Source organism: Microbacterium trichothecenolyticum, assembly GCF_030818955.1.
In the GTDB taxonomy this organism is placed as follows: Bacteria; Actinomycetota; Actinomycetes; order Actinomycetales; family Microbacteriaceae; genus Microbacterium; species Microbacterium trichothecenolyticum_B.
This window is the reverse complement of sequence record NZ_JAUTBF010000001.1, coordinates 1,371,166-1,390,963: the sequence shown is the minus strand read 5'-3', so window position 1 is coordinate 1,390,963 and position 19,798 is coordinate 1,371,166. Positions and strand designations below refer to the sequence as shown.

The window sequence follows — 19,798 nt, the reverse complement described above, 5'->3', positions numbered from 1 at the left end:
GATGCCGTGACCTGGCGGGTCGTGAGAACAGGCGATACGTCCAGAACAGGTCGATCCGCGGCGCAGGGGCCTGTTCCCGGTGCATCCCCTGTTACGGGAGGACGCCGCCACTCGACGCCGCCGCGGGCGAACTAGAATCGAGGGGTCATGGCATCCACCACTCCCACTCGCGCCCGGGGGATGACCGGCATCGGCCGTGTCCTCGTCGTCGTCTACGGCATCATGGCGCTCGCCGCCACCGGCCGCTCGTTCGTGCAGATCGTGCGCGAATTCGACGACGCCCCCGTGGCCTACAGTCTCTCCGCGCTCGCTGCCGTCGTGTACATCCTCGCCACGCTGGCCCTCGTCTTCTCGGCGCGCCCGGCGTGGTACCGCGTCGCCTGGGTCGCCATCGGGTTCGAGCTCGTCGGCGTGCTCGTCGTCGGAACGCTGAGCCTTGCGCTGCCCTCCCTGTTCCAGCACCCGACGGTGTGGTCGGTGTACGGCTACGGGTACGTGTTCGTTCCGCTCGTGCTGCCCTTCCTCGGACTATGGTGGCTCGTGAAGCACCGTCGGGCGTCGTCGTGATCGTCTTCCGCGACCCCGCGGAGGTCCCCGCCGGCTTCGGGCCGTCGGTCGTGGCCATCGGCAAGTTCGACGGTGTGCACGCGGGACACCGCGCGGTCATCGACCGGGCCCGCATCGACGCCGCCGATGGCGCGAAAGTGGTCGCCGTGTCGTTCGACCGCAACCCGCTCAGCGTGCTGCGCCCCGAGAAGTGCCCGCCCGACGTGATCGGACCTCACCAGAAGCTCGACCTGCTGGATCGCGCGGGCGTCGACGCCACCCTGCTGCTCACCTTCGACGAGCACCTGGCGTCGATTCCGGCCGACGAGTTCGTGCGTCGGGTGATCGTCGACGCGTTGCAGGCGCGCACGGTGCTGGTCGGGCGCGACTTCCGCTTCGGTGCGGGCGGTGCTGGCGGCCCCGAGCTGCTCGAGCGGATGGGGGCCGAGTACGGCTTCCACGTCGACGTCGTCGATGAGGTGCGCGCCGTGCACGCCGATCGGCGCGTGTCGTCGACGTGGATCCGCGAGGCCCTGTCGGCCGGCGACGTGCAGACCGCCGCCCGCCTGCTGGGCCGTGCCCCCTCGGTGTGGGGCGAGGTCGTGCACGGCCTCAAGCGCGGGCGAGAGCTCGGGTACCCCACCGCCAACCTCTCCGCCGACCTCGAGGGCTTCGTGCCCGCCGACGGCGTCTACGCCGGCTGGCTCGTCGATGTCGAGGGCGGGCGCCGCACGAGCTATCCCGCTGCCATCAGCGTCGGCACCAATCCGACCTTCGACGACGTGGACGCACGGCAGGTGGAGGCCTACGTGCTCGACGAGACCGCTCTCGACCTCTACGGCCATCACGTGGAGGTGCGCTTCGTCGAACGCGTGCGCGACATGATGGCCTTCGACGGCATCGACGCGCTGCTGGTGCAGATGGCCGACGACGTGGAGCGCACGCGCCGCATCCTGCGCTGAGAGCGGCGAGCGTCACCGGGACGCGAGCGCCGCGGAGGGGCGGTTGCGGATGCCGAGGAACGACGCCGCGGCGCCGAGCAGCATCAGCGCGGCGACGACGATCGCTGCCCGGTGGAATCCGGGAAGATCGAGCGAGCCGCCGACGACGGCGGAGATCCCCGCGATGGCGAGTAGTCCGGCCACGCGGGAGACGGCGTTGTTGACCGCGGACGCGATACCGGAGCGCTCGGTGTCGATCGCGCCGAGCACCGCCGCCGTGAGGGGCGAGATGGTGGCCGTGAGCCCCAGTCCGAACACGACGATTCCCGGGAGCACCTGCGTCCAGTAGTCGACCTCGTCGCCGACGCGCAGCAGCAGGAGCGATCCGGCTGCCATCACGAGCGGCCCGAGAGTCATGAACAGGCGCGGGCCGAAACGACCCGCGAGGGCACCCATCCGTGAGCTCAGCGCGATCATGAGCACGGTGCTCGGCAGTGACGCGAGGCCGGCGAGGGTCGCGGGAAAGCCCGCGCCCTGCTGTAGGTACACGCTCACGACGAAGCCGTTGAGCGACAGCGCCGCGTAGACGAGCGCCGTCGCGAGGTTGCCGGCCCAGAAGTTGCGGGCGCGGAAGAGGTCGAGCGGCATCATCGGGTCGCGTGCGAGGCGTTGGCGCACGAGGAACCCCGCGAAGGCCGCGGCGCCGATCGCCCCCGGCATCCAGATCACGTAAGAGGCCCAGCCGAGGTTCGGCTGCTCGATGAGGGCGAAGACCCCACCACCGAGGCCCATCGCACACAGCAGGGCGCCGACGATGTCGACGCGGGCGCCGGGCCGCCGCTGCTCGCGACGGCCGAGATGGGTGAGCAGCCACATCGTCGCGGCGATCGGCAGCACGTTGACCAGGAACACCAGCCGCCACGAGAGGGTGTCGACGAAGACGCCCCCGATGAGCGGCCCCGCGATCATCGCCACCGTGGTGGCCCCGGTCCAGATGCCGATCGCGCGGGCCTGCGCCGGTCCGCGGAAAGTCGAGGTGATGAGGGCGAGCGAACTCGGCACGAGCAGAGCGCCCGCGATCCCCTGCAGGGCGCGGGCGACGATGAGGAACCCGGCCGTCGGGGCGGCCGCGATCGCGATCGACGTGATGCCGAAGCCGATCAGGCCGATCCGCACCACGACGACGCGCCCGAGCACATCGCTCAGCGAGCCTGCGACGAGGATGAAGGCGCCCAGCGTCACGAGATAGGCGTCGACGACCCATTGCTGCGTGGAGAGGCCCCCGCCGAGATCGCGGGCGATGGCGGGGAGGGCGACGGTGACGACGGTGCCGTCGAGGAACGACACGAAAGACGCCAGCACCGCGACGGCGAGGACCGTGCGCTGCTCCCGCGTCATCGTCTCGGCCACTTCTCCAGCGTAGGGTCGCGGGACGTCACCGGCCACGAGGGTGGACGAGCGGTCTGCGGGGGCATCGTGCCGATTCCGGGCGACGGGATCCCGGAATACCCCCTGGGGGTATCCTGTTAGGGAAGGCGGACCGAGGAGGAGCCATGGGCGAGAACACGGATGCCACCGCACCCACCGTCGAAGCGGTGCTCGACATCGAGGGAATGACGTGCGCCAGCTGTGTCGCGCGCGTCGAGAAGAAGCTCGGGCGGGTCGACGGGGTCGAGGCCGCCGTCAACCTCGCCACCGAGACCGCACGCGTGCGCTACCCCGCCGACCTCGATACCGCCGCTCTCGTCGACGCCGTCCGCGCCGCCGGATACGACGCCCGGGTGCGCACACGCGCGGGCGCGCAGATGCGCCCTCCGGCGTCGGCCGATGCGCCGGCCGTGGCTGCGCCGGCTGCCCTTGCGACGGCTGCCGCGGCTCCCGCGGTGCCCGCGGCTCCCGCCGTGACCGCCGCTCCGGCCGTGCCCGTCGTCCGCGGGGCCGCCGGACACGACCACGCCGCGGACCCGCACGGCGGACACGTGCACGACACCGCCGACTCCCCGGGCGCCACGCCGCTGCGCGTGCGCCTGTGGGTGTCGCTCGCCCTCGCCGTCCCCGTCGTCGCGCTCGGGATGGTGCCCGCGTGGCAGGTCCCCGGCTGGCAGTGGCTGTCGCTCGTGCTGGTCACTCCGCTCGTGATGTGGGGCGGTTGGCCGTTCCACCGCGCAACGTTGCGCAACGCCCGCCACGGCACCGCCACGATGGACACGCTCATCACGCTCGGTACCTTCGCGGCGTACCTGTGGAGCGTGTGGGCGCTCGTGTTCGGCACGGCCGGGCGCATCGGCATCCGGCACGAGGCCACGCTCTTCGGCCCCGTGCACGACGCCAGTTCGGTGGTGTACTTCGAGGTCGCCGCCGCCGTGACGGTGTTCCTCCTGCTCGGGCGCGTGATCGAGCAGCGTTCCACGCGTCGCGCCGGGGCGGCGCTGCGGTCGCTGCTCGACCTCGGTGCGCGTGAGGCCGAACTCGCCGACGGCCGTCGCATCGCCGTCGACGACCTCGCGGTGGGCGACGTCTTCGTCGTGCGCCCCGGCGCCACCGTCGCCACCGACGGCGAGGTGCTCGAGGGCCGCGCCGCGATCGACGAGAGCATGCTGACCGGTGAGTCCGTCCCGGTCGACGTGGGCCCGGGATCGAGCGTGACCGGCGGCACGATCGCTTCCGGCGGGCGCCTGGTCGTGCGCGCCACGGGCGTCGGCGAGCAGACGCGCTTGGCGCGCATCGCGCGTCTCGTCGAAGACGCCCAGCTCGGCAAGAGCCGCGTGCAGCGGCTCGCCGACCGCATCTCCGGCGTCTTCGTGCCGGTGGTCATCGTGCTCGCGATGCTCACCCTCGTGGCCTGGCTGGCCGCTGGTCAGCCCGTCGCCGCCGGGTTCACCGCCGCCGTGGCCGTGCTCATCATCGCCTGCCCGTGCGCGCTGGGCCTCGCGACCCCGATCGCGATCCTCGTCGGCACCGGACGCGGCGCCCAGCTCGGCATCCTCGTCACGGGGCCGGCGGCGCTGGAGTCGGCCGAGCGCATCGACACGATCGCGTTGGACAAGACCGGAACACTCACCTCGGGGCTCATGAGCGTCACGGCGGTCGTCGTCGCCGAGGGCGAGGATGCCGATGACGCCCTGCGTCGGATCGCGGCGGTCGAGCGCGGATCGGAGCACCCCGTCGCCCACGCCATCGTGGCCGCCGTGGGGGAGGGGCCCGTCGCGACCGACCTGGACGCACTCCCCGGCCGGGGCGTCACGGGGAGCGTGGAGGGCGTGCGCGTGTTCGCCGGGCGTCCCGCGCTCGCCGCCGAGGAGGGAGCGGCCCTGCCCCCGGAACTCGCCGCCGCGGTCGAGGAGGGGGAGCAGCGCGGCACCGTCGTGGTGGCCGGCTGGCCCGACGCCGACGGTGTGCCTCGCGCCCGCGCCGTGGTCGAGATCGCCGACACGGTGCGTGCCGAGAGCGCCGCGGCGGTCGCGCAGCTGCGCGCGCTGGGCCTCGAACCCGTGCTGCTCACCGGCGACAACCCGCACGTCGCCCGTCTCGTCGCCGACGAGCTCGGCATCGACCGGGTGCGGGCGGGCGTGCTGCCCGAGGCCAAGGTCGCCGAGATCGCTGCTCTGCGCGCTGAGGGGCGCACCGTCGCCATGGTCGGCGACGGGGTCAACGACGCCGCCGCCCTGGCATCCGCGGACCTGGGTATCGCGATGGGCGGGGGCACCGACGCGGCGCTGCACGCCAGCGACGTGGCGCTCATGCGGGACGACCCGCGCGGCATCGTCACAGCCCTCGCCCTCAGCCGCCGCACCATGCGCGTGATCCGGGGCAACCTGTTCTGGGCGTTCGCATACAACGTCGCCGCCCTGCCGCTGGCCGCCCTCGGCCTGCTGAACCCCATGCTCGCCGGTGCGGCGATGGCCTTCTCGAGCGTGTTCGTCGTGCTGAACAGCCTGCGTCTGCGCCGCGCAGCCTGAAACGCGCGGGCGGCGTCCCGGGCGGGTCGGGCGGTGGGTGGGTCCGGCCGGGTCCGGGCGGTGCGCGGCGCCGTACGGGCCGGGCGGCCCTGTCGCCACCGGCGCGTGCCCGGCCGGGGCGGCCCCCTCGCGGCATCCGATGACGATGTCGCCTGGGAAGGCCGCGACCGGTGTGAACCCCCACCCGCGTGGCGCCATCACGCACGGCGACGCGGGTGGCGCTAGAATGGGAGTCGACCCCGTCATCCGCGGTCTCGCGAGCCGTTCCGGCGTAGACGCGTTGCGGGTCGCCGACACCGCCGCTTCGGCGGCGGTTCGCGCGACGATCTTCGGGGTCACCGACCGCCGGCGTCACGCCGGACGTTCCGGACTGTCATCCGGACGACACGCTCAGGAGGAGCATGCCGACCACGGCAACCGCCGCCCGAGGCTCGAGCCAACGGCGCAGAAAGACCACGTCATCCCGACGCGACGAGGAAGCCCCCGTCATCCCGATCCTCGCGCGCAAGGTGCGCGAGATCGAGGCGAAGGCGCAGCGCGGCAAGCTCGGACCCACCAACCGGGTGAAGTTCCAGGTGATCGCCTTCCTGGTGCGCGAGGAGCGCGCCCGGGTCAAGGCCGACCCCGAGATCACCGACGCCGCGCGCGCCGAGCTGCTCAAGCGTCTCGACGGCGTCGCGACCATCCTCGCCAAGACCGCCGCGCGCGACACCTCGCTCATCCAGCTCCTGGAGGTCGACCAGGCCACCTCGCCGGTCGCCCGCCGCATGCGTCGCGACTGGCTGCTGGAGTCCGGTGCCGAGCTCCCGCCCGACGAGCTCATCATCACCGACAACACGCCCCAGGTCGCGCCGGTCGTTCCGGCCGCGCTCGCCGAGAAGCAGGTCATCCCGCCGTCCATCGAGGCGCGGCAGATGGCGAATCCCTTCCTCGCCCCCGACCTCACCCCCCGCTCGAGCGGCGACGCCCCGCGCCGTCGCCTCGACGGCTGGGAGCTCATGGGCCCGCTGTACAAGGCGTTCGAGACCGGTGCGGGCGGTTCCGCCGCGAGCATGGAGCTGCCGCCGGTGCCCGAGTTCGACCGCGTCTCGCCGCGCGGACTCGAGGTCATGCCGCACCAGTCCCGCTTCCTCGAAGCGGTGCGGCAGGGGCACCGTTCGTTCCTGCTGGCCGACGAGCCGGGCCTGGGCAAGACCGCCGAGTCGGTGCTGGCCGCCAGCGTCGCCGACGCGTACCCGCTGCTGGTCGTCGTGCCCAACGTCGTGAAGATGAACTGGGCGCGCGAGGTGCAGCGCTGGACGCCGCAGCGTCGCGCCACCGTCATCTCGGGCGGCGGTGCCGACATCGACGCCTTCGCCGATGTGTTCATCGTCAACTACGAGATCCTCGACCGGCACCTGTCATGGCTGTCGTCGATCGGCCTGAAGGGCGTCGTCGTCGACGAGGCGCACTTCATCAAGAACCTCACCTCGCAGCGCTCGCAGAACGTGCTGGCCCTGGCATCGCGCGTCCGCCAGCAGACGCGCGACCCGCTCATGCTCGCCCTGACCGGTACGCCGCTGATCAACGACGTCGAGGACTTCGACGCGATCTGGCGCTTCCTCGGCTGGACCAACGGCGAGAAGCCCGGCCCCGAGCTGATGGAGAAGCTGGATGCCACGGGTCTGACCCCCGCCGACAAGGCGTTCTACCCCGAGGCGCGTGAGGCCGTGATCTCCATGGGGATCGTCCGGCGCAAGAAGAAGGACGTCGCCGCCGACCTGCCCGACAAGCTCGTCGCCGACCTCCCCGTCGAGCTCGACGACGAGTACGGCCGCTCGATCCGTCAGGCGGAGCGCGAACTCGGTGCCCGGCTCGCGGCCAAGTACCGCCGCATCATCGAGGCCCGCGGCGACCGTGGCTTGGCCGCCGGCGAGATCGACGACGACATCGTGCGCCTCGTCGCGCACGGCGAACTCGAGGAGTCGAAGGCCGCCGGTTCCGGCAGTGAGAACGTCTTCACGATGGTCCGTCGTATCGGCCAGGCCAAGGCGCACCTCGCCGCCGACTACGCCGTGCAGCTGCAGCGCTCGGTGGGCAAGGTCGTGTTCTTCGCGAAGCACATCGACGTGATGGATGCCGCGGAGGCCCACTTCAAGGCATCCGGTCTGAAGGCCGTCTCGGTGCGCGGCGAGCAGACGTCCACCGCGCGCCAGGCCGCGATCGACGCGTTCAACACCGACCCCGACGTCGGGATCGCGGTGTGTTCGCTCACCGCCGCCGGTGTGGGTCTGAACATGCAGGCGGCCTCCAACGTCGTGCTCGCGGAGCTGTCATGGACCGCCGCCGAGCAGACGCAGGCCATCGACCGCGTGCACCGCATCGGTCAGGAGGAGCCCGTCACCGCGTGGCGCATCATCGCCGCGCACACGATCGACACGAAGATCGCTGAGCTCATCGACTCGAAGGAGGGGCTCGCGGCCCGCGCCCTCGACGGGCACGCCATCGAGCCCGGCTCCAGCGACTCCGTGCAGCTGTCGGCGCTCATGCATCTGCTGCGTCAGGCGCTCGGCAAGGCCTGATCCCGCTTCTTGTGAACGCCCCGGTGCTTCGGCGCCGGGGCGTTCGTGTGTCTCCGTTCGCGAGTCTCGCCGGGTCTTCGCGCGCGCGATCGTCCTGCGCGCGGCGGTGTCCCGGCACCCGCTGTTCGTGCGTCTGGTCCTCGTGAGAGCAGGGGATTCGGTGGGAACAGGGCGATCGGCGTCTGGGCGGCCTGTTCTGGCGTGATCGCCTGTTCTCGGTGGGTGGGATGGGGCGCGGGTGGGTTGTGGCATCCCGCCCCTCGGTCGCCGTGTGGCACCGCTCCCGCTCGCGGCGATAAGGTCGAAGATGGCAATGGCGCCGCCCCCTCACCCGAATCACAGCGAGGACTCCAGCCCATGAAGATCGGCATCCTGACCAGCGGCGGCGACTGCCCCGGGCTCAACGCGGTCATCCGTGGGGTCGTGCTGAAGGGCACGACCAACTACGACATCGAGTTCGTCGGCATCCGTGACGGGTGGCGGGGCGTGGTCGACGGCGACTTCTTCCCCCTGACGCGTCACGAGGTCAAGGGGCTGTCCAAGGTCGGCGGCACCATCCTCGGCACAAGCCGTACCAACCCGTACGAGGGCGTGCGCGGCGGCGCCGAGAACATCTCCAAGACCATGTACGGGCACCGCCTGGACGGCATCCTGGCCATCGGCGGCGAGGGGACCCTCGCCGCGGCCGACCGTCTGTCGAACGACGGCATCAACGTGATCGGCGTGCCGAAGACGATCGACAACGACCTGCGAGCCACCGACTACTCGTTCGGATTCGACACCGCCGTGAACATCGCGACGGATGCCATGGACCGCCTCCGCACGACCGGTGACTCGCACCAGCGGTGCATGGTCGCCGAGGTCATGGGCCGGCACGTCGGCTGGATCGCCCTGCACGCCGGCATCGCGGCCGGCGCCCACGTCATCTGCATCCCCGAGGTGCCGATGTCGATCGACGAGATCACCGAGCAGGTCACCCGCGCCCACGACCGCGGCCGCGCGCCTCTGGTCGTCGTGTCAGAGGGATTCAAGCTCACCGGCATGGACGAGGCGTTCAGCGACAAGGGCCTCGACGCGTTCAACCGTCCCCGCCTCGGCGGCATCGGCGAGCAGCTCGCGCCCGAGATCGAACGGATCACCGGCATCGAGACCCGGGCCACCGTGCTCGGCCACATCCAGCGCGGCGGCTCGCCCTCGGCGTTCGACCGCGTGCTGGCGACGCGCCTCGGCCTGCACGCCGCCGATGCGCTGAACGAGGGTGCGTGGGGCCAGATGGTCGCGATGCGCGGCACCGACATCGTGCGCGTGCCTTTTGCCGACGCCCTCGGTGAACTGAACTCGGTGCCCCTGTACCGCTACGAAGAGGCCGCTGCGCTCTTCGGCTGAGCTGCCGTCGTGCCGACGCCCCGCTTGGGGGTGCGTCGCCGTGTCGGCGCGTGTCGCTGACGGCGGTGGCGTGTTCGTTCGCGGGCAGGGGATCGTTGGAGGACAGGCCGCGTCGCTGTGTTGGCGCCCTGCTCTCGCACGATCCCCTGTTCTCACCGGGTCCCCGGTCACCGGGGGGAGGGGCCGAGGTGCAGTCCCTGGGCCATGGCCGTCCGCACACGGTCGACCACCGTTGCAGGCTCGAGCATGACCTGCGCGTAGTCGAAGCGCAGCACCGTGTACCCGCGCAGCACGAGCCGTGCATCTTGCTCGAGATCGCGACGACGGTCGGCGGGAGCACTATGGAATGCGAACCCGTCGAGCTGAACCACGAGCCGTTCGCCGATCAGTCCGTCGACATGATGTCCGTCGATGCGCACCTGCTGGCGCATCGAGATCCCCGCGGCGGACAAGAGCGCGCGAAAGTGGCTCTCCAGCCCCGAGTCCGACAACGCACCCGCCACGCGGGCCATCTCGGCGGCGCGGGGAGAACGCCAGATCACACGCCTCAACACCTCACCGTCGACGAGCCGTTGTCGAAGCGCGGACTCCCAGACCGCCAGGGCATCCGCGGGCGGGAGACAGGATGCCACGTGGTACAGCACATTCACGATGTGCTCATCGGGCTCGATGCGCGCCAGGGGCACGGGACCGACCGCGCGGTGCAGCCGCACGTCCGTGGCATCCAGACGAGACGCTGTCGACGGTACCCAGATATGGGGATCTGCGGGCGCCGGTACCCACAGCCCGCGCTCCGCGGCGGCGCTGACGCACGTGAGTCGTCCGCCCCGGGCGGCCGCAGCCCGGCGGTGCGGAGTGCACTCAACATGGATCAGCCACGAGCGGCGAATCCGTTCGATGCGTCCCTCCCGCACGGCGGAGACCATCGTGTGTGGCGTGAAACCGGCTGCGCGCACCGCACGGGTGTGAACGGCACCACCTCGCCGGCGGAGGAACTCGACAAGAGCGTCACTCATCCTCCGAGGATGCCCGCACGCCCCGGTGCAGCGTCGTCGCTGCGCGGCTGACGGTGGAGAACTCCGGATGCCGCACAGTCGGGGAGGAGCCGTCGCCCCACGTTCGAGAACAGGGCATCGTTTGGGAACAGGCCGTGGTGCGGCGCCGCGACCCTGTTCTCGAGCGATCGCCTGTTCCCGGACTCAGCACGCCGGGCCCCGGCCCCGGCCCCGGCCCCGGCCCCGGCCCCGGCCCCGGCCCCGGCCCCAGCACCCCAGCACCCCAGCACGCCGCCCCCAGCACGCCGCCGCCCCACGCCGAACGCCCCACCGCACGAGGCGGCGGGGCGTTCGCAGAGACCAGACTTACTCCGCCAGCCCGAGCACGTCGAGCAGCCACGCGATCTCGAACGCGCGCTCGCGCCAGGCGTTGTACCGGCCGCTGACACCGCCGTGCCCGGCGACCATCTCGCACTTGAGCAGCGCGTCGGCACCGACCTCGCGCAGGCGCTGCACCCACTTGGCCGGCTCGACGTACAGCACGCGCGTGTCGTTGAGCGAGGTGACGGCGAGGATGCGGGGGTATTGCACGCCCTCGCGCACGTTCTCGTACGGTGAGTACGACTTCATGTAGGCGTACACGTCGGCGTCGTGCAGCGGGTCGCCCCACTCGTCCCACTCGATCACGGTCAGCGGGAGCGAAGGGTCGAGGATCGTGGTCAGCGCGTCGACGAAGGGGACGTCGGCGAGAATGCCGGCGAACAACTCGGGCGCGAGGTTCGCCACGGCGCCCATCAGCAGGCCGCCGGCGCTGCCGCCCTCGGCGACGATGCGGTCGGGGGTGGTGTAGCCCTCGGACACGAGGTGACGTGCCGCGGCGACGAAGTCGGTGAACGTGTTGCGCTTGGCCTGCAGCTTGCCGTCCTCGTACCACTGGCGGCCCATCTCGCCGCCGCCGCGCACGTGCGCCACGGCGAAGACGACGCCGCGGTCCAGCAGCGACAGCCGCGGGACGGAGAACCCGGGCTCGATGGAGTGCTCGTACGACCCGTAGCCGTACAGGTGAACGGGCCGCGGCGACGAGCCGGGCTCGCCGAACGAGCGCTTCCACACCAGCGACACCGGCACGCGCGTGCCGTCTTCGGCGGGCGCCCATACGCGCGCCTGACCGTAGTCGGCGGGGTCGAACCCGCCGAGCACCGGCTGACGCTTGCGCAGCAGCAGCTCGCCCGTTTCGACGACGTAGTCGTACACGGTGCTCGGCGTCACGAACGAGCCGTAACCGAGCCGTAGCACCGGGGGAGCGTACTCGGGGTTGCCGCCCGTGCCGACGCTGTACAGCGGCTCGTCGAAGGCGATCTCGGTCACCGCGCCGTCGGAGTACGACAGCATGCCCAGACGTGCCAGGCCGTCGCGGCGATAGGCGACCACGCCCCAGTCGCGGAACGCATCGACGCCGAGCAGACGCTGCCCGGCGCGGTGGGGGATGACGGTCTCGCGCGGGCCCTGGGGGGCGGATGCCGAGACCCGGACGAGCTCGAAATCGAGAGCGCCGTCGTTGTGGACGATGTAGAGCACGTCCTCACCGTCGACGACGGCGTGCGACGAGGAGTACTCCACGCCTTCGCGCCGTGGCCACACCACGCGCGGCTCACCGCGCAGGTCGTCGGCGTCGAGGAGCCACTCCTCCGAGGTGATGGAGGAACCCATCTCGATCACGAGGTACTTGTCGCTGCGGGTGAAGTCGGCCCCGACCCAGTACCGGTCGTCGCTCTCGTGGAACAGTTTCACGTCGGCATCCACGGGGGTGCCGATCTCGTGCAGCCACACGGTGTCGGGGCGCCAGGCGTCGTCGACGGTGGTGTACACGATGAAGCGGCCGTCGGGCGAGAAGGTCGCACCCGAGAACGTGCCGGGGATCTCGTCGGCCAGCGTCTCGCCGGTCGTCAGGTCGCGCACGCGCACGGTGTAGCGTTCGTCGCCGGCGACGTCGATGCCGTAGAGCATGCGGGTGCCGTCGTTCGAGATCTCGAAGCTGCCCAGCGAGAAGAAGTCGGTGCCCTCGGCCTCGACGTTGCCGTCGAAGAGCACCTGCTCGCCGGGTACCGGGGTGCCGGGGGTCAGGGTGGGCGGCGTCCAGTCGTCGGGGGAGTCGAGCGGGGCCCGGCACTGGATGCCGTACTGCCGTCCCTCCACGGTGCGGCCGTAGTACCACCAGTCGCCTCGGCGCGCGGGGACCGAGAGATCGGTCTCGAGCGTGCGCCCCTTGATCTCGCCGAACACCGTGTCGCGCAGGGCGGAGAGGTGCTGCGTGCGGGCGCTCGTGTACGCGTTCTCCGCTTCGAGGTGCGCCACGACCTCGTCGTCGTCCTTCGCCCGCAACCATTCGTACGGGTCGTCGAAGGTGTCGCCGTGGTGGCTTCGCGCGACGGGACGGCGGTCGGCGACGGGCGGGGTGGTCTGCGGGTCGAGGTCGGTCACCGTTCCACGCTAGTGCGCCCGTCGGACATCCGCGGGGGATGACGCTCCGGATGCCGATCGACCAGGGGCTGCGCGTTTGACCACCGCGTGCCCCGGTGAAATGATGTGGACGCGACCTCGGTGAACGAGTGTCGAATGCCAGGTGAACTCTTCGTTCGTCGCGCCGATCCCGTCGGCATCCCTTCTTCCTCCTCACGGAAAGCGAACGGTGGAGAGCGCAGCCCTCATCATCGTGCTGGTCATCGTGCTGGCACTGTTCTTCGATTTCACCAACGGGTTCCACGACACGGCGAACGCGATGGCCACCCCCATCGCCACCGGTGCGCTCAAGCCGAAGGTCGCCGTCCTGTTGGCCGCGAGCCTCAACCTCGTCGGAGCGTTCTTGTCGACGGAGGTCGCCAAGACGATCTCGGGCGGCATGATCCGCGAAGACCAGTTGAGTCCCGACATCTTCCCCCCGATCATCTTCGCGGGACTCATCGGGGCGATCACGTGGAACATGCTCACGTGGCTGCTGGGGCTTCCCTCCAGCTCTTCGCATGCGCTGTTCGGCGGGCTCATCGGTGCGACGCTCGTCGGCGTCGGGGTCTCGGCCATCGACACCGGCGTCGTGTTGAGCAAGGTCATCCTGCCGGCGCTCATCGCGCCGCTGACGGCCGGCATCATCGCGTTCGCCGTGACCAAGATCGCCTACGGCGTCACCCGCCGCTACGACGCCAAGGCCGACGGTCGCGACGGCTTCCGCTGGGGGCAGATCTTCACGTCGTCGCTCGTGGCCCTCGCGCACGGCACGAACGACGCGCAGAAGACGATGGGGGTCATCACCCTCGCCCTCATCGCCGTGGGCTGGCAGTCGACCGCCAACCCCGATCCGCAGCTGTGGGTGGTGTTCGCCTGCGCGATCACGATCGCCCTCGGTACGTACATGGGCGGTTGGCGCATCATCCGCACGCTCGGCAAGGGCCTGACCGACGTGAAGCCGGCGCAGGGTTTCTCGGCCGAGACGTCGACGGCGGCCACGATCCTGGCATCCAGCGCTCTCGGCTTCGCCCTGTCGACCACCCAGGTCGCCTCGGGGTCGGTGATCGGGTCGGGGCTGGGGCGGCGCGGCTCGACCGTACGCTGGAACACCGTCGGGCGCATCATGATCGGCTGGGTCCTGACCCTGCCCGCCGCCGGTGCCGTCGGCGCCGCCGCGGCTCTCGTCGTGGTCTGGCTGGGCGGCTGGGGTGTGGCGGTCGACGCGGTCATCGCCGTCGTGATCGTGCTGGGGCTGTTCTTGCGCTCGCGTCGTGACGAGGTCACTTCCGTCAACGCCATGAGCGAGGTCGCCGACTCGGGAGCCGCCGTCAAGGTGCCCCGCAAGCCCGGCCCCACGCGCCGCCAGCGCCGCATCGAGCGCGCCACGGCCGGGAAGGACGTCTGATGGTGATCAACTGGGAAGCGTTCCTGCACGTCTTCGTCGCGGCCCTGCTGGGCGCATCGATCGTCGTGACCTTCTACGCCCTGGGCCTGCGGCTGCTGGTGCGCGGAGGCCGCCCGCCGCTGGTCGCGCCCGCCGAGTTCACCGATGCCATCACCGTGCTCACCGACAAGCAGCGGCGCCGCGCCGAGAAGGCGGTCGCCAAGGCCGCCGCGAAGAATCCGCTCAGCGAGGGGCAGAAGGGTCTCGCTCTGGCCGGCGCCTACGCGTGCTTCGGCGTGTGCGGCGCCGCGGTGCTCGGGGCACTGCTGCTGATCCTCTTCAACCACTGAGGGCGCTCTGCGACGCTCCGAGACGCGCGCGAGAGGTCGCGCGGGTGAGCACCGCCCACACGGCGAGCCCGGCGATCAGTGCCCAGAACGCGCTCCCGACGCCGACGACGACGATCCCGGATGCCGTGACGGCGAGCGTGATGAGAGCGGCGGTCTGCGTGGCGGGCGGGCCCGCGAGGGTCGCGGTCAGGGCCGTGATGACGGACGGCAGCAGCGCGACCGCCGCGAGAGCAGCGATCATGGGTGCCGGGAGGGCGGTGTAGGCGCCGACGAGCGTCGACGCGAACGCGCCCGCGACGAGGTTCGCGAGCCCGCACGCCACGCCCGCGACGTAGCGGCGCGCGGGGTCGGGGTGGCAGGTCGGCCCGGTGCAGATGCCCGCGGTGATCGCGGCGAGGTTGATGGCGTGCCCGCCGAAGGGCGTCAGCGTCGCCGAGACGAGCGAGACGCCGCCCACGAGGATGCGATCGTTCGGGGTGTAGCCCGAGGTGCGCAGCACGGTGAGTCCGGGGGCGTTCTGCGCGGCCATGGTGATCAGCAGCAGCGGCAGCCCGATCGACAGGAGGGCCTGCGGGTCGAAGGTCGGCATCGTGAGCACGGGTGCCGTGAGCTGCAGATCGAGCGTGACGCGCTCTGCCGCGCCGGTCGCCACGGTCGCGCACACGCCGACGGCGAGGGCGATGACGACGGCGTACCGTTCGAGGAATCTCTTCGCGACGACGAAGGCGATCACGACCGCCCCCGCGACAGCCGGGGCGGTCACGACGGCGGAGCTGCCCGAGACGACGAACGGCAACAGGATTCCCGCGAGCAAGGCCGACGTGACGGAGCCGGGGACGAGAGCCAACAGGCGGCCGAACCATCCGGTGAATCCGAGGATGCACGCGCAGACGCTCGACACCAGGAAGGCGCCCACGGCATCCGAGAACGAGAATCCGCCGATCGCGGCTATCAGCAGGGCCGCGCCCGGCGTCGACCACGCCACGATGATCGGCATCCGGGTCAGCAGGCTGAGAACCAGGCCGCTGACGCCGCTGCCGACGGCGATCGCCCAGACCCACGACGCGGTGTGGGCCTCGTCGAGGTGCGCGGCCCGGGTGGCTTGCAGCACGACCGCGAAGGGGCCCGCGAAGGAGACCAGGGCGGCCACGAGCCCGGCGACCGTCGCGGTCACGGACCAGGAGCGATGTAACGGTACGGGTCTGAGCGGTGTAACGCTATCGTTGTCTGTCATGGAAAACGATAGCAGGGTCGCGGTCGTGGTCGCCCATCTGGAACGGCTGATCGAGCGGGGTGCGCCGGGTGACGCGCTTCCCTCCACGCGGGCGTTGTGCCGGGAACTGTCGACCAGTCCGGTGACCGTCGGTCGCGCCGTCGCGGCCCTGGCTGCGCGGGGCAGAGTGCGCAGCGAGCCGGGGCGGGGCGTGTTCATCGCGGCCGGACCGCGCACCGAGGCGGCCTCCACCGGCTGGCAGTCTCTCGCGCTCGCTCCCTCCCGCGTCGACGGCGCGGCCGTCCGCTTTCTCGATCCCGTCGCAGTCCTCGCCGACACGGTCCCGCTCTCCAGCGGCTACCTCGGCGCCGATCTGCATCCCCGCGCGGCTCTGCAGGCCGCCGCCTCGCGCAGCATCCGTCGCGGCAGCGTCTGGGAGCCGGCACCCGCTGCCGGCCTCAGCGCCTTGCGCGCGGTCTTCGCCCACCAGGCGACCGTCGACGAGAGCGAGGTCCTCGTCACGAACGGCTCGCAGTCGGCCATCGCCCTCATCGCGCAGGCCGTCGCCGCGCCGGGAGACGCCGTGATCGTGGAGAGCCCGACCTACCCCGGGGCCCTCGCCGCTCTGCGCGCCGCGGGCCTGCGCACCGATTCCGGTCCCCACCGATGCCCGCGGCGTCGACCCGGTCGACATGGATGCCGCGTTCGCGCGCACCGGTGCGCGTCTGGCGTACCTGCAGAGCGCCGTGAACAACCCCACGGGCCTGTCGTTGCATCCGGAACGACGACGGCCCCTGCTGGAGGTCGCGCGCCGGCATCGCGCGCTCGTCGTCGACGACGACTGGGCGCGCCACATCCGCCTCGACGCGCCCGTGCCTCCGCCGCTCATCGCCGACGACGTCCACGGGCACGTCATCCACATCTCCTCGCTCGCCAAGCCCGTCGCCCCGAGTCTGCGGGTCGGCTTCCTCGCCGCGCGGGGACCGGTCCTGGCGCGGCTGCACACCGCGGTCGTCACGAACCAGCTGTTCGTCGCCCGCCCCCTGCAAGAGGTCGCTCTCGAGTTCCTCACCTCCGCGGAGTGGCCGCGTCACACCGGTCGCCTCAGCCGCACCCTCGTCGCCCGACGAGATGCCCTGCTCGCGCAGGTGCGGCGCGTGTGGCCCGACGGCGATGTCACCCCGCCGCGCGCCGGCTTTCACCTGTGGCTCGCGTGTCCCCGGGGAGTCGAGCCGGGGCCGCTCGCCCGAGACGCGCAGCGCGCCGGGATCACGATCGGCGACGGCGATGCCTACTTCGTCGGCGAGCCCGCCGACGCCCGCATCCGCATCAGCTTCAGCGCCACCTCGGAGCGACAGGCGGCCGACGCCCTCGTCACCCTCGCGACGGTGCGGGACAGCGTCGCGGTGCAGTGAGGCGGCCGGCGATGTCGGACCCTGCTCCTAGGCTGAGGTCATGGCATCCGTGCAGTTCGGTCAGCACGCGCCCGCGGCGCGTGTGATCCTCCACCTCAGCGACACGCACCTGCTGGCCGGCGACCGCCTGCTCGGGGAACGCTACGACACGCTGTTGCAGTTGCGTCGCATGCTGCGCGCCGCAGAGGCGAGCGGTGTGCGACCGGATGCCGTGGTGTTCACCGGCGATCTGACCGACCTCGGCGAGCCCGAGGCCTACCGCGCCCTGCGCGCCGAGGTCGAGCCGTGGGCCGCGCGGCTCGGCGCGCCGGTGGTGTGGGTCGCGGGAAACCACGACGAGCGGCCGGCGCTGCGCGCGGAGCTTCTCGACGCCGCCGCGACCGAGGAGCCGGTGACCGGCGTCTGGGATCTCGGGGGTCTGCGGCTCGTCGCCCTGGACTCCACGGTGCCGGGGTGGCACCACGGCGATGTCGATGCCGCGCAGCTCGAGTGGCTGCGCGGCGTGCTCGCCGAGCCGGCGCCGCTGGGCACGATCCTCGCGCTGCACCACCCGCCGCTGCCGTCGCACATCCCCTTCTTCGACATCCTCGAGCTGCGGGATCAGCCCCGCCTGGCCGACGTCGTCCGGGGGAGCGACGTGCGGGTGATCCTCGCCGGGCACCTGCACTACTCGACGTCGGGCACGTTCGCCGGCGTCCCGGTGAGCGTGGCCGCGGCCTCGTGCTACACGATGAATCTCGCGCGACCGGCCGACGAGGTCAACGGCATGGACGCCGGGAGGTCGTTCCAGCTGGTGCACGTGTGGGACGACACGATCACGCACGCCGTCGTGCCGGTCGTCGAGGCGGAGACGGGCGGGTACTTCACGCCCGAGTGGACGGCACGTATGGCGGCTCTGAGCCCCGAGGAGCGGCTCGAGGCCTTCTCGCGCAAGCGGTCGTGACGCGCCTCAGCGGCAATGGACGCCACGGACGGTGCGGATATCGACACGGTCCATCGTGTCCACCGGCGGGCGGAGCGCGGGTGGTTAGGCTCGTGGCATCCCTTTCACGTGACACCCACAAGGACGACACATGGCTCTGGACGCAATGACGCGCACTCGCACCGAGACCGATTCCCTGGGGTCCCTCGAGATCCCCGCCGACGCGTACTGGGGCATCCACACCGCCCGGGCGCTCGAGAACTTCCCGATCGCGAAGCGGCCGATCTCGGTGTACCCCGATCTCGTACGGGGTCTCGCGATGGTCAAGCAGGCCTCCGCGCGCGCGAACGCCGAGATCGGTGCGCTGGAGCCGGCCAAGGCCGAGCTCATCGACCGAGCGGCCCAGCGAGTGATCGACGGGGAGTTCCACGACGAGTTCGCGGTGGGTGTCATCCAGGGAGGTGCCGGCACCTCGACCAACATGAACGCGAACGAGGTCATCACCAACATCGCCCTCGAGATGGCGGGCCGCGCGAAGGGCGATTACGCGTTCCTGTCGCCGATCGACGACACCAACCGCAGCCAGTCGACGAACGACGTCTACCCGACGGCGATCAAGGTCGGCCTCGCGCTGACGTTGAAGAGTCTGCTCGAGGAGCTCGCGCTGCTGCGCCAGTCGTTCCTGACCAAGTCCGAGGAGTTCCACGACGTCTTGAAGGTCGGGCGCACCCAGCTGCAGGATGCCGTGCCCATGACGCTCGGGCAGGAGTTCCACGGCTTCGCCACGACGCTCGGCGAGGACTACAGCCGCCCTGACCGAGAACGCCTCCCTGCTCTCCGAGATCAACATGGGCGCGACCGCCATCGGCACCGGCATCACCGCGCACCCCGGCTACGGGCCTGCCGTGCTGCGGCACCTGCGCGCGATCACCGGCCTCGACCTCGAGACGGCGACCGACCTCGTGGAGTCCACGAGCGACACCGGGGCGTTCATGTCGTTCTCGTCGTCGCTGAAGCGCAACGCGATCAAGCTGTCGAAGATCTGCAACGACCTGCGCCTGCTCTCCAGCGGCCCGCAGGCGGGCCTCGGGGAGATCAACCTCCCCGCGCGCCAGGCGGGCTCGAGCATCATGCCCGGCAAGGTGAACCCCGTCATCCCGGAGGTCGTCAACCAGGTGGCGTTCTCCGTCGTCGGCGCCGACATGACGGTGACGATGGCGGTCGAGGCCGGTCAGCTCCAGCTGAACGCCTTCGAGCCGGTCATCGCCCATTCGATCTATCAGTCCATCACCTGGATGCGACAGGCGATGTGGACGCTGCGCGTGAACTGCGTCGACGGCATCACCGCCAACCGCGAGCGACTCGGCGCGATGGTCGGCTCCTCGGTCGGTGTCGTGACGGCTCTCACGCCCTTCATCGGCTACGCCGCGGCGGCCGCCCTCGCAAAGACCGCTCTGCTGACCCACCGCAACGTCGCCGACCTCGTCGTGGAGGCCGGGCTGATGTCGCGCGAGGAGGTCACGAAGCAGCTCTCGCCCGCGCGCCTGTCGGGACTGCACCCGATCACGCAGGCGATCCCCGTCGTGCGCGCCGTAGAGGACGTCGTCGAGGAGTGAGCCGACGC

Annotated in this window: 13 protein-coding genes and 2 pseudogenes; 11 read left to right on the top strand and 4 right to left on the bottom strand. The window is 71.3% G+C overall.

Annotated elements, in window-relative coordinates; all coding sequences use genetic code 11:
• Positions 1–147: 147 nt before the first annotated feature.
• Together QE412_RS06680 and QE412_RS06675 are read left to right on the top strand one after the other, a co-directional pair.
• On the top strand, positions 148–567 hold the full coding sequence (locus QE412_RS06680) for a hypothetical protein (protein ID WP_307481433.1): 420 nt from the start codon (positions 148–150) through the stop codon (positions 565–567).
• A complete protein-coding gene (locus QE412_RS06675; RefSeq protein ID WP_307487061.1) occupies positions 564–1,508 on the top strand; it encodes a bifunctional riboflavin kinase/FAD synthetase in 945 nt (314 codons plus the stop codon). Before QE412_RS06680 ends, QE412_RS06675 begins: the two co-directional genes overlap by 4 nt.
• 12 nt (positions 1,509–1,520) lie before the next feature.
• On the opposite strand, the gene QE412_RS06670 is transcribed toward QE412_RS06675, so the two are convergent.
• Positions 1,521–2,885 carry an MFS transporter gene (locus QE412_RS06670; RefSeq protein ID WP_307487059.1) on the bottom strand — a complete coding sequence of 455 codons (1,365 nt, stop codon included), beginning with the start codon at positions 2,883–2,885 and terminating at the stop codon, positions 1,521–1,523.
• 155 nt (positions 2,886–3,040) lie between these two features.
• On the opposite strand from QE412_RS06670, the gene QE412_RS06665 reads away from it, so the two are divergent.
• The 3 genes from QE412_RS06665 to QE412_RS06655 all read left to right on the top strand — a co-directional run bounded on the left by QE412_RS06665 (position 3,041) and on the right by QE412_RS06655 (position 9,393).
• Complete coding sequence (locus tag QE412_RS06665) at positions 3,041–5,446, top strand: heavy metal translocating P-type ATPase (RefSeq protein ID WP_307481431.1); 2,406 nt, start codon at positions 3,041–3,043, stop codon at positions 5,444–5,446.
• A gap of 401 nt (positions 5,447–5,847) precedes the next feature.
• A complete protein-coding gene (locus QE412_RS06660) occupies positions 5,848–8,007 on the top strand; it encodes a DEAD/DEAH box helicase (protein WP_307481429.1) in 2,160 nt (719 codons plus the stop codon).
• Positions 8,008–8,364: 357 nt separating this feature from the next.
• Positions 8,365–9,393, top strand: coding sequence for a 6-phosphofructokinase (locus QE412_RS06655; protein WP_307481428.1), 1,029 nt, complete (start codon positions 8,365–8,367; stop codon positions 9,391–9,393).
• 167 nt (positions 9,394–9,560) lie between these two features.
• On the opposite strand, the gene QE412_RS06650 is transcribed toward QE412_RS06655, so the two are convergent.
• On the bottom strand, positions 9,561–10,409 hold the full coding sequence (locus tag QE412_RS06650) for an endonuclease domain-containing protein (protein ID WP_307481426.1): 849 nt from the start codon (positions 10,407–10,409) through the stop codon (positions 9,561–9,563).
• 345 nt (positions 10,410–10,754) lie between these two features.
• The gene (locus QE412_RS06645) at positions 10,755–12,869 is read right to left on the bottom strand and encodes a S9 family peptidase (protein WP_307481424.1); all 2,115 of its coding nucleotides are present in this window, start codon (positions 12,867–12,869) and stop codon (positions 10,755–10,757) included.
• Positions 12,870–13,077: 208 nt separating this feature from the next.
• Here QE412_RS06645 and QE412_RS06640 point away from each other — a divergent pair, with 208 nt between their 5' ends.
• Together QE412_RS06640 and QE412_RS06635 are read left to right on the top strand one after the other, a co-directional pair.
• Positions 13,078–14,295, top strand: a complete 1,218-nt coding sequence (locus QE412_RS06640) for an inorganic phosphate transporter (protein WP_307487056.1) — start codon at positions 13,078–13,080, stop codon at positions 14,293–14,295.
• Complete coding sequence (locus QE412_RS06635; protein ID WP_307481422.1) at positions 14,295–14,624, top strand: peptidase; 330 nt, start codon at positions 14,295–14,297, stop codon at positions 14,622–14,624. Before QE412_RS06640 ends, QE412_RS06635 begins: the two co-directional genes overlap by 1 nt.
• On the opposite strand, the gene QE412_RS06630 is transcribed toward QE412_RS06635, so the two are convergent.
• The gene (locus QE412_RS06630; RefSeq protein WP_307481421.1) at positions 14,614–15,798 is read right to left on the bottom strand and encodes a benzoate/H(+) symporter BenE family transporter; all 1,185 of its coding nucleotides are present in this window, start codon (positions 15,796–15,798) and stop codon (positions 14,614–14,616) included. The genes QE412_RS06635 and QE412_RS06630 overlap by 11 nt on opposite strands.
• A 58-nt stretch (positions 15,799–15,856) precedes the next feature.
• Here QE412_RS06630 and QE412_RS17685 point away from each other — a divergent pair.
• The 4 genes and pseudogenes from QE412_RS17685 to QE412_RS06615 all read left to right on the top strand — a co-directional run.
• Positions 15,857–16,471 (top strand): annotated as a pseudogene (locus tag QE412_RS17685) (aminotransferase class I/II-fold pyridoxal phosphate-dependent enzyme); the annotation flags it as partial.
• 16 nt (positions 16,472–16,487) lie between these two features.
• A complete protein-coding gene (locus QE412_RS06625; protein WP_373426570.1) occupies positions 16,488–17,252 on the top strand; it encodes an aminotransferase-like domain-containing protein in 765 nt (254 codons plus the stop codon).
• A 40-nt stretch (positions 17,253–17,292) separates the two neighbouring features.
• A complete protein-coding gene (locus tag QE412_RS06620) occupies positions 17,293–18,195 on the top strand; it encodes a phosphodiesterase (RefSeq protein WP_307481418.1) in 903 nt (300 codons plus the stop codon).
• A gap of 130 nt (positions 18,196–18,325) precedes the next feature.
• Positions 18,326–19,790, top strand: a pseudogene (locus QE412_RS06615) (aspartate ammonia-lyase).
• The last annotated feature ends 8 nt before the right edge of the window (positions 19,791–19,798 follow it).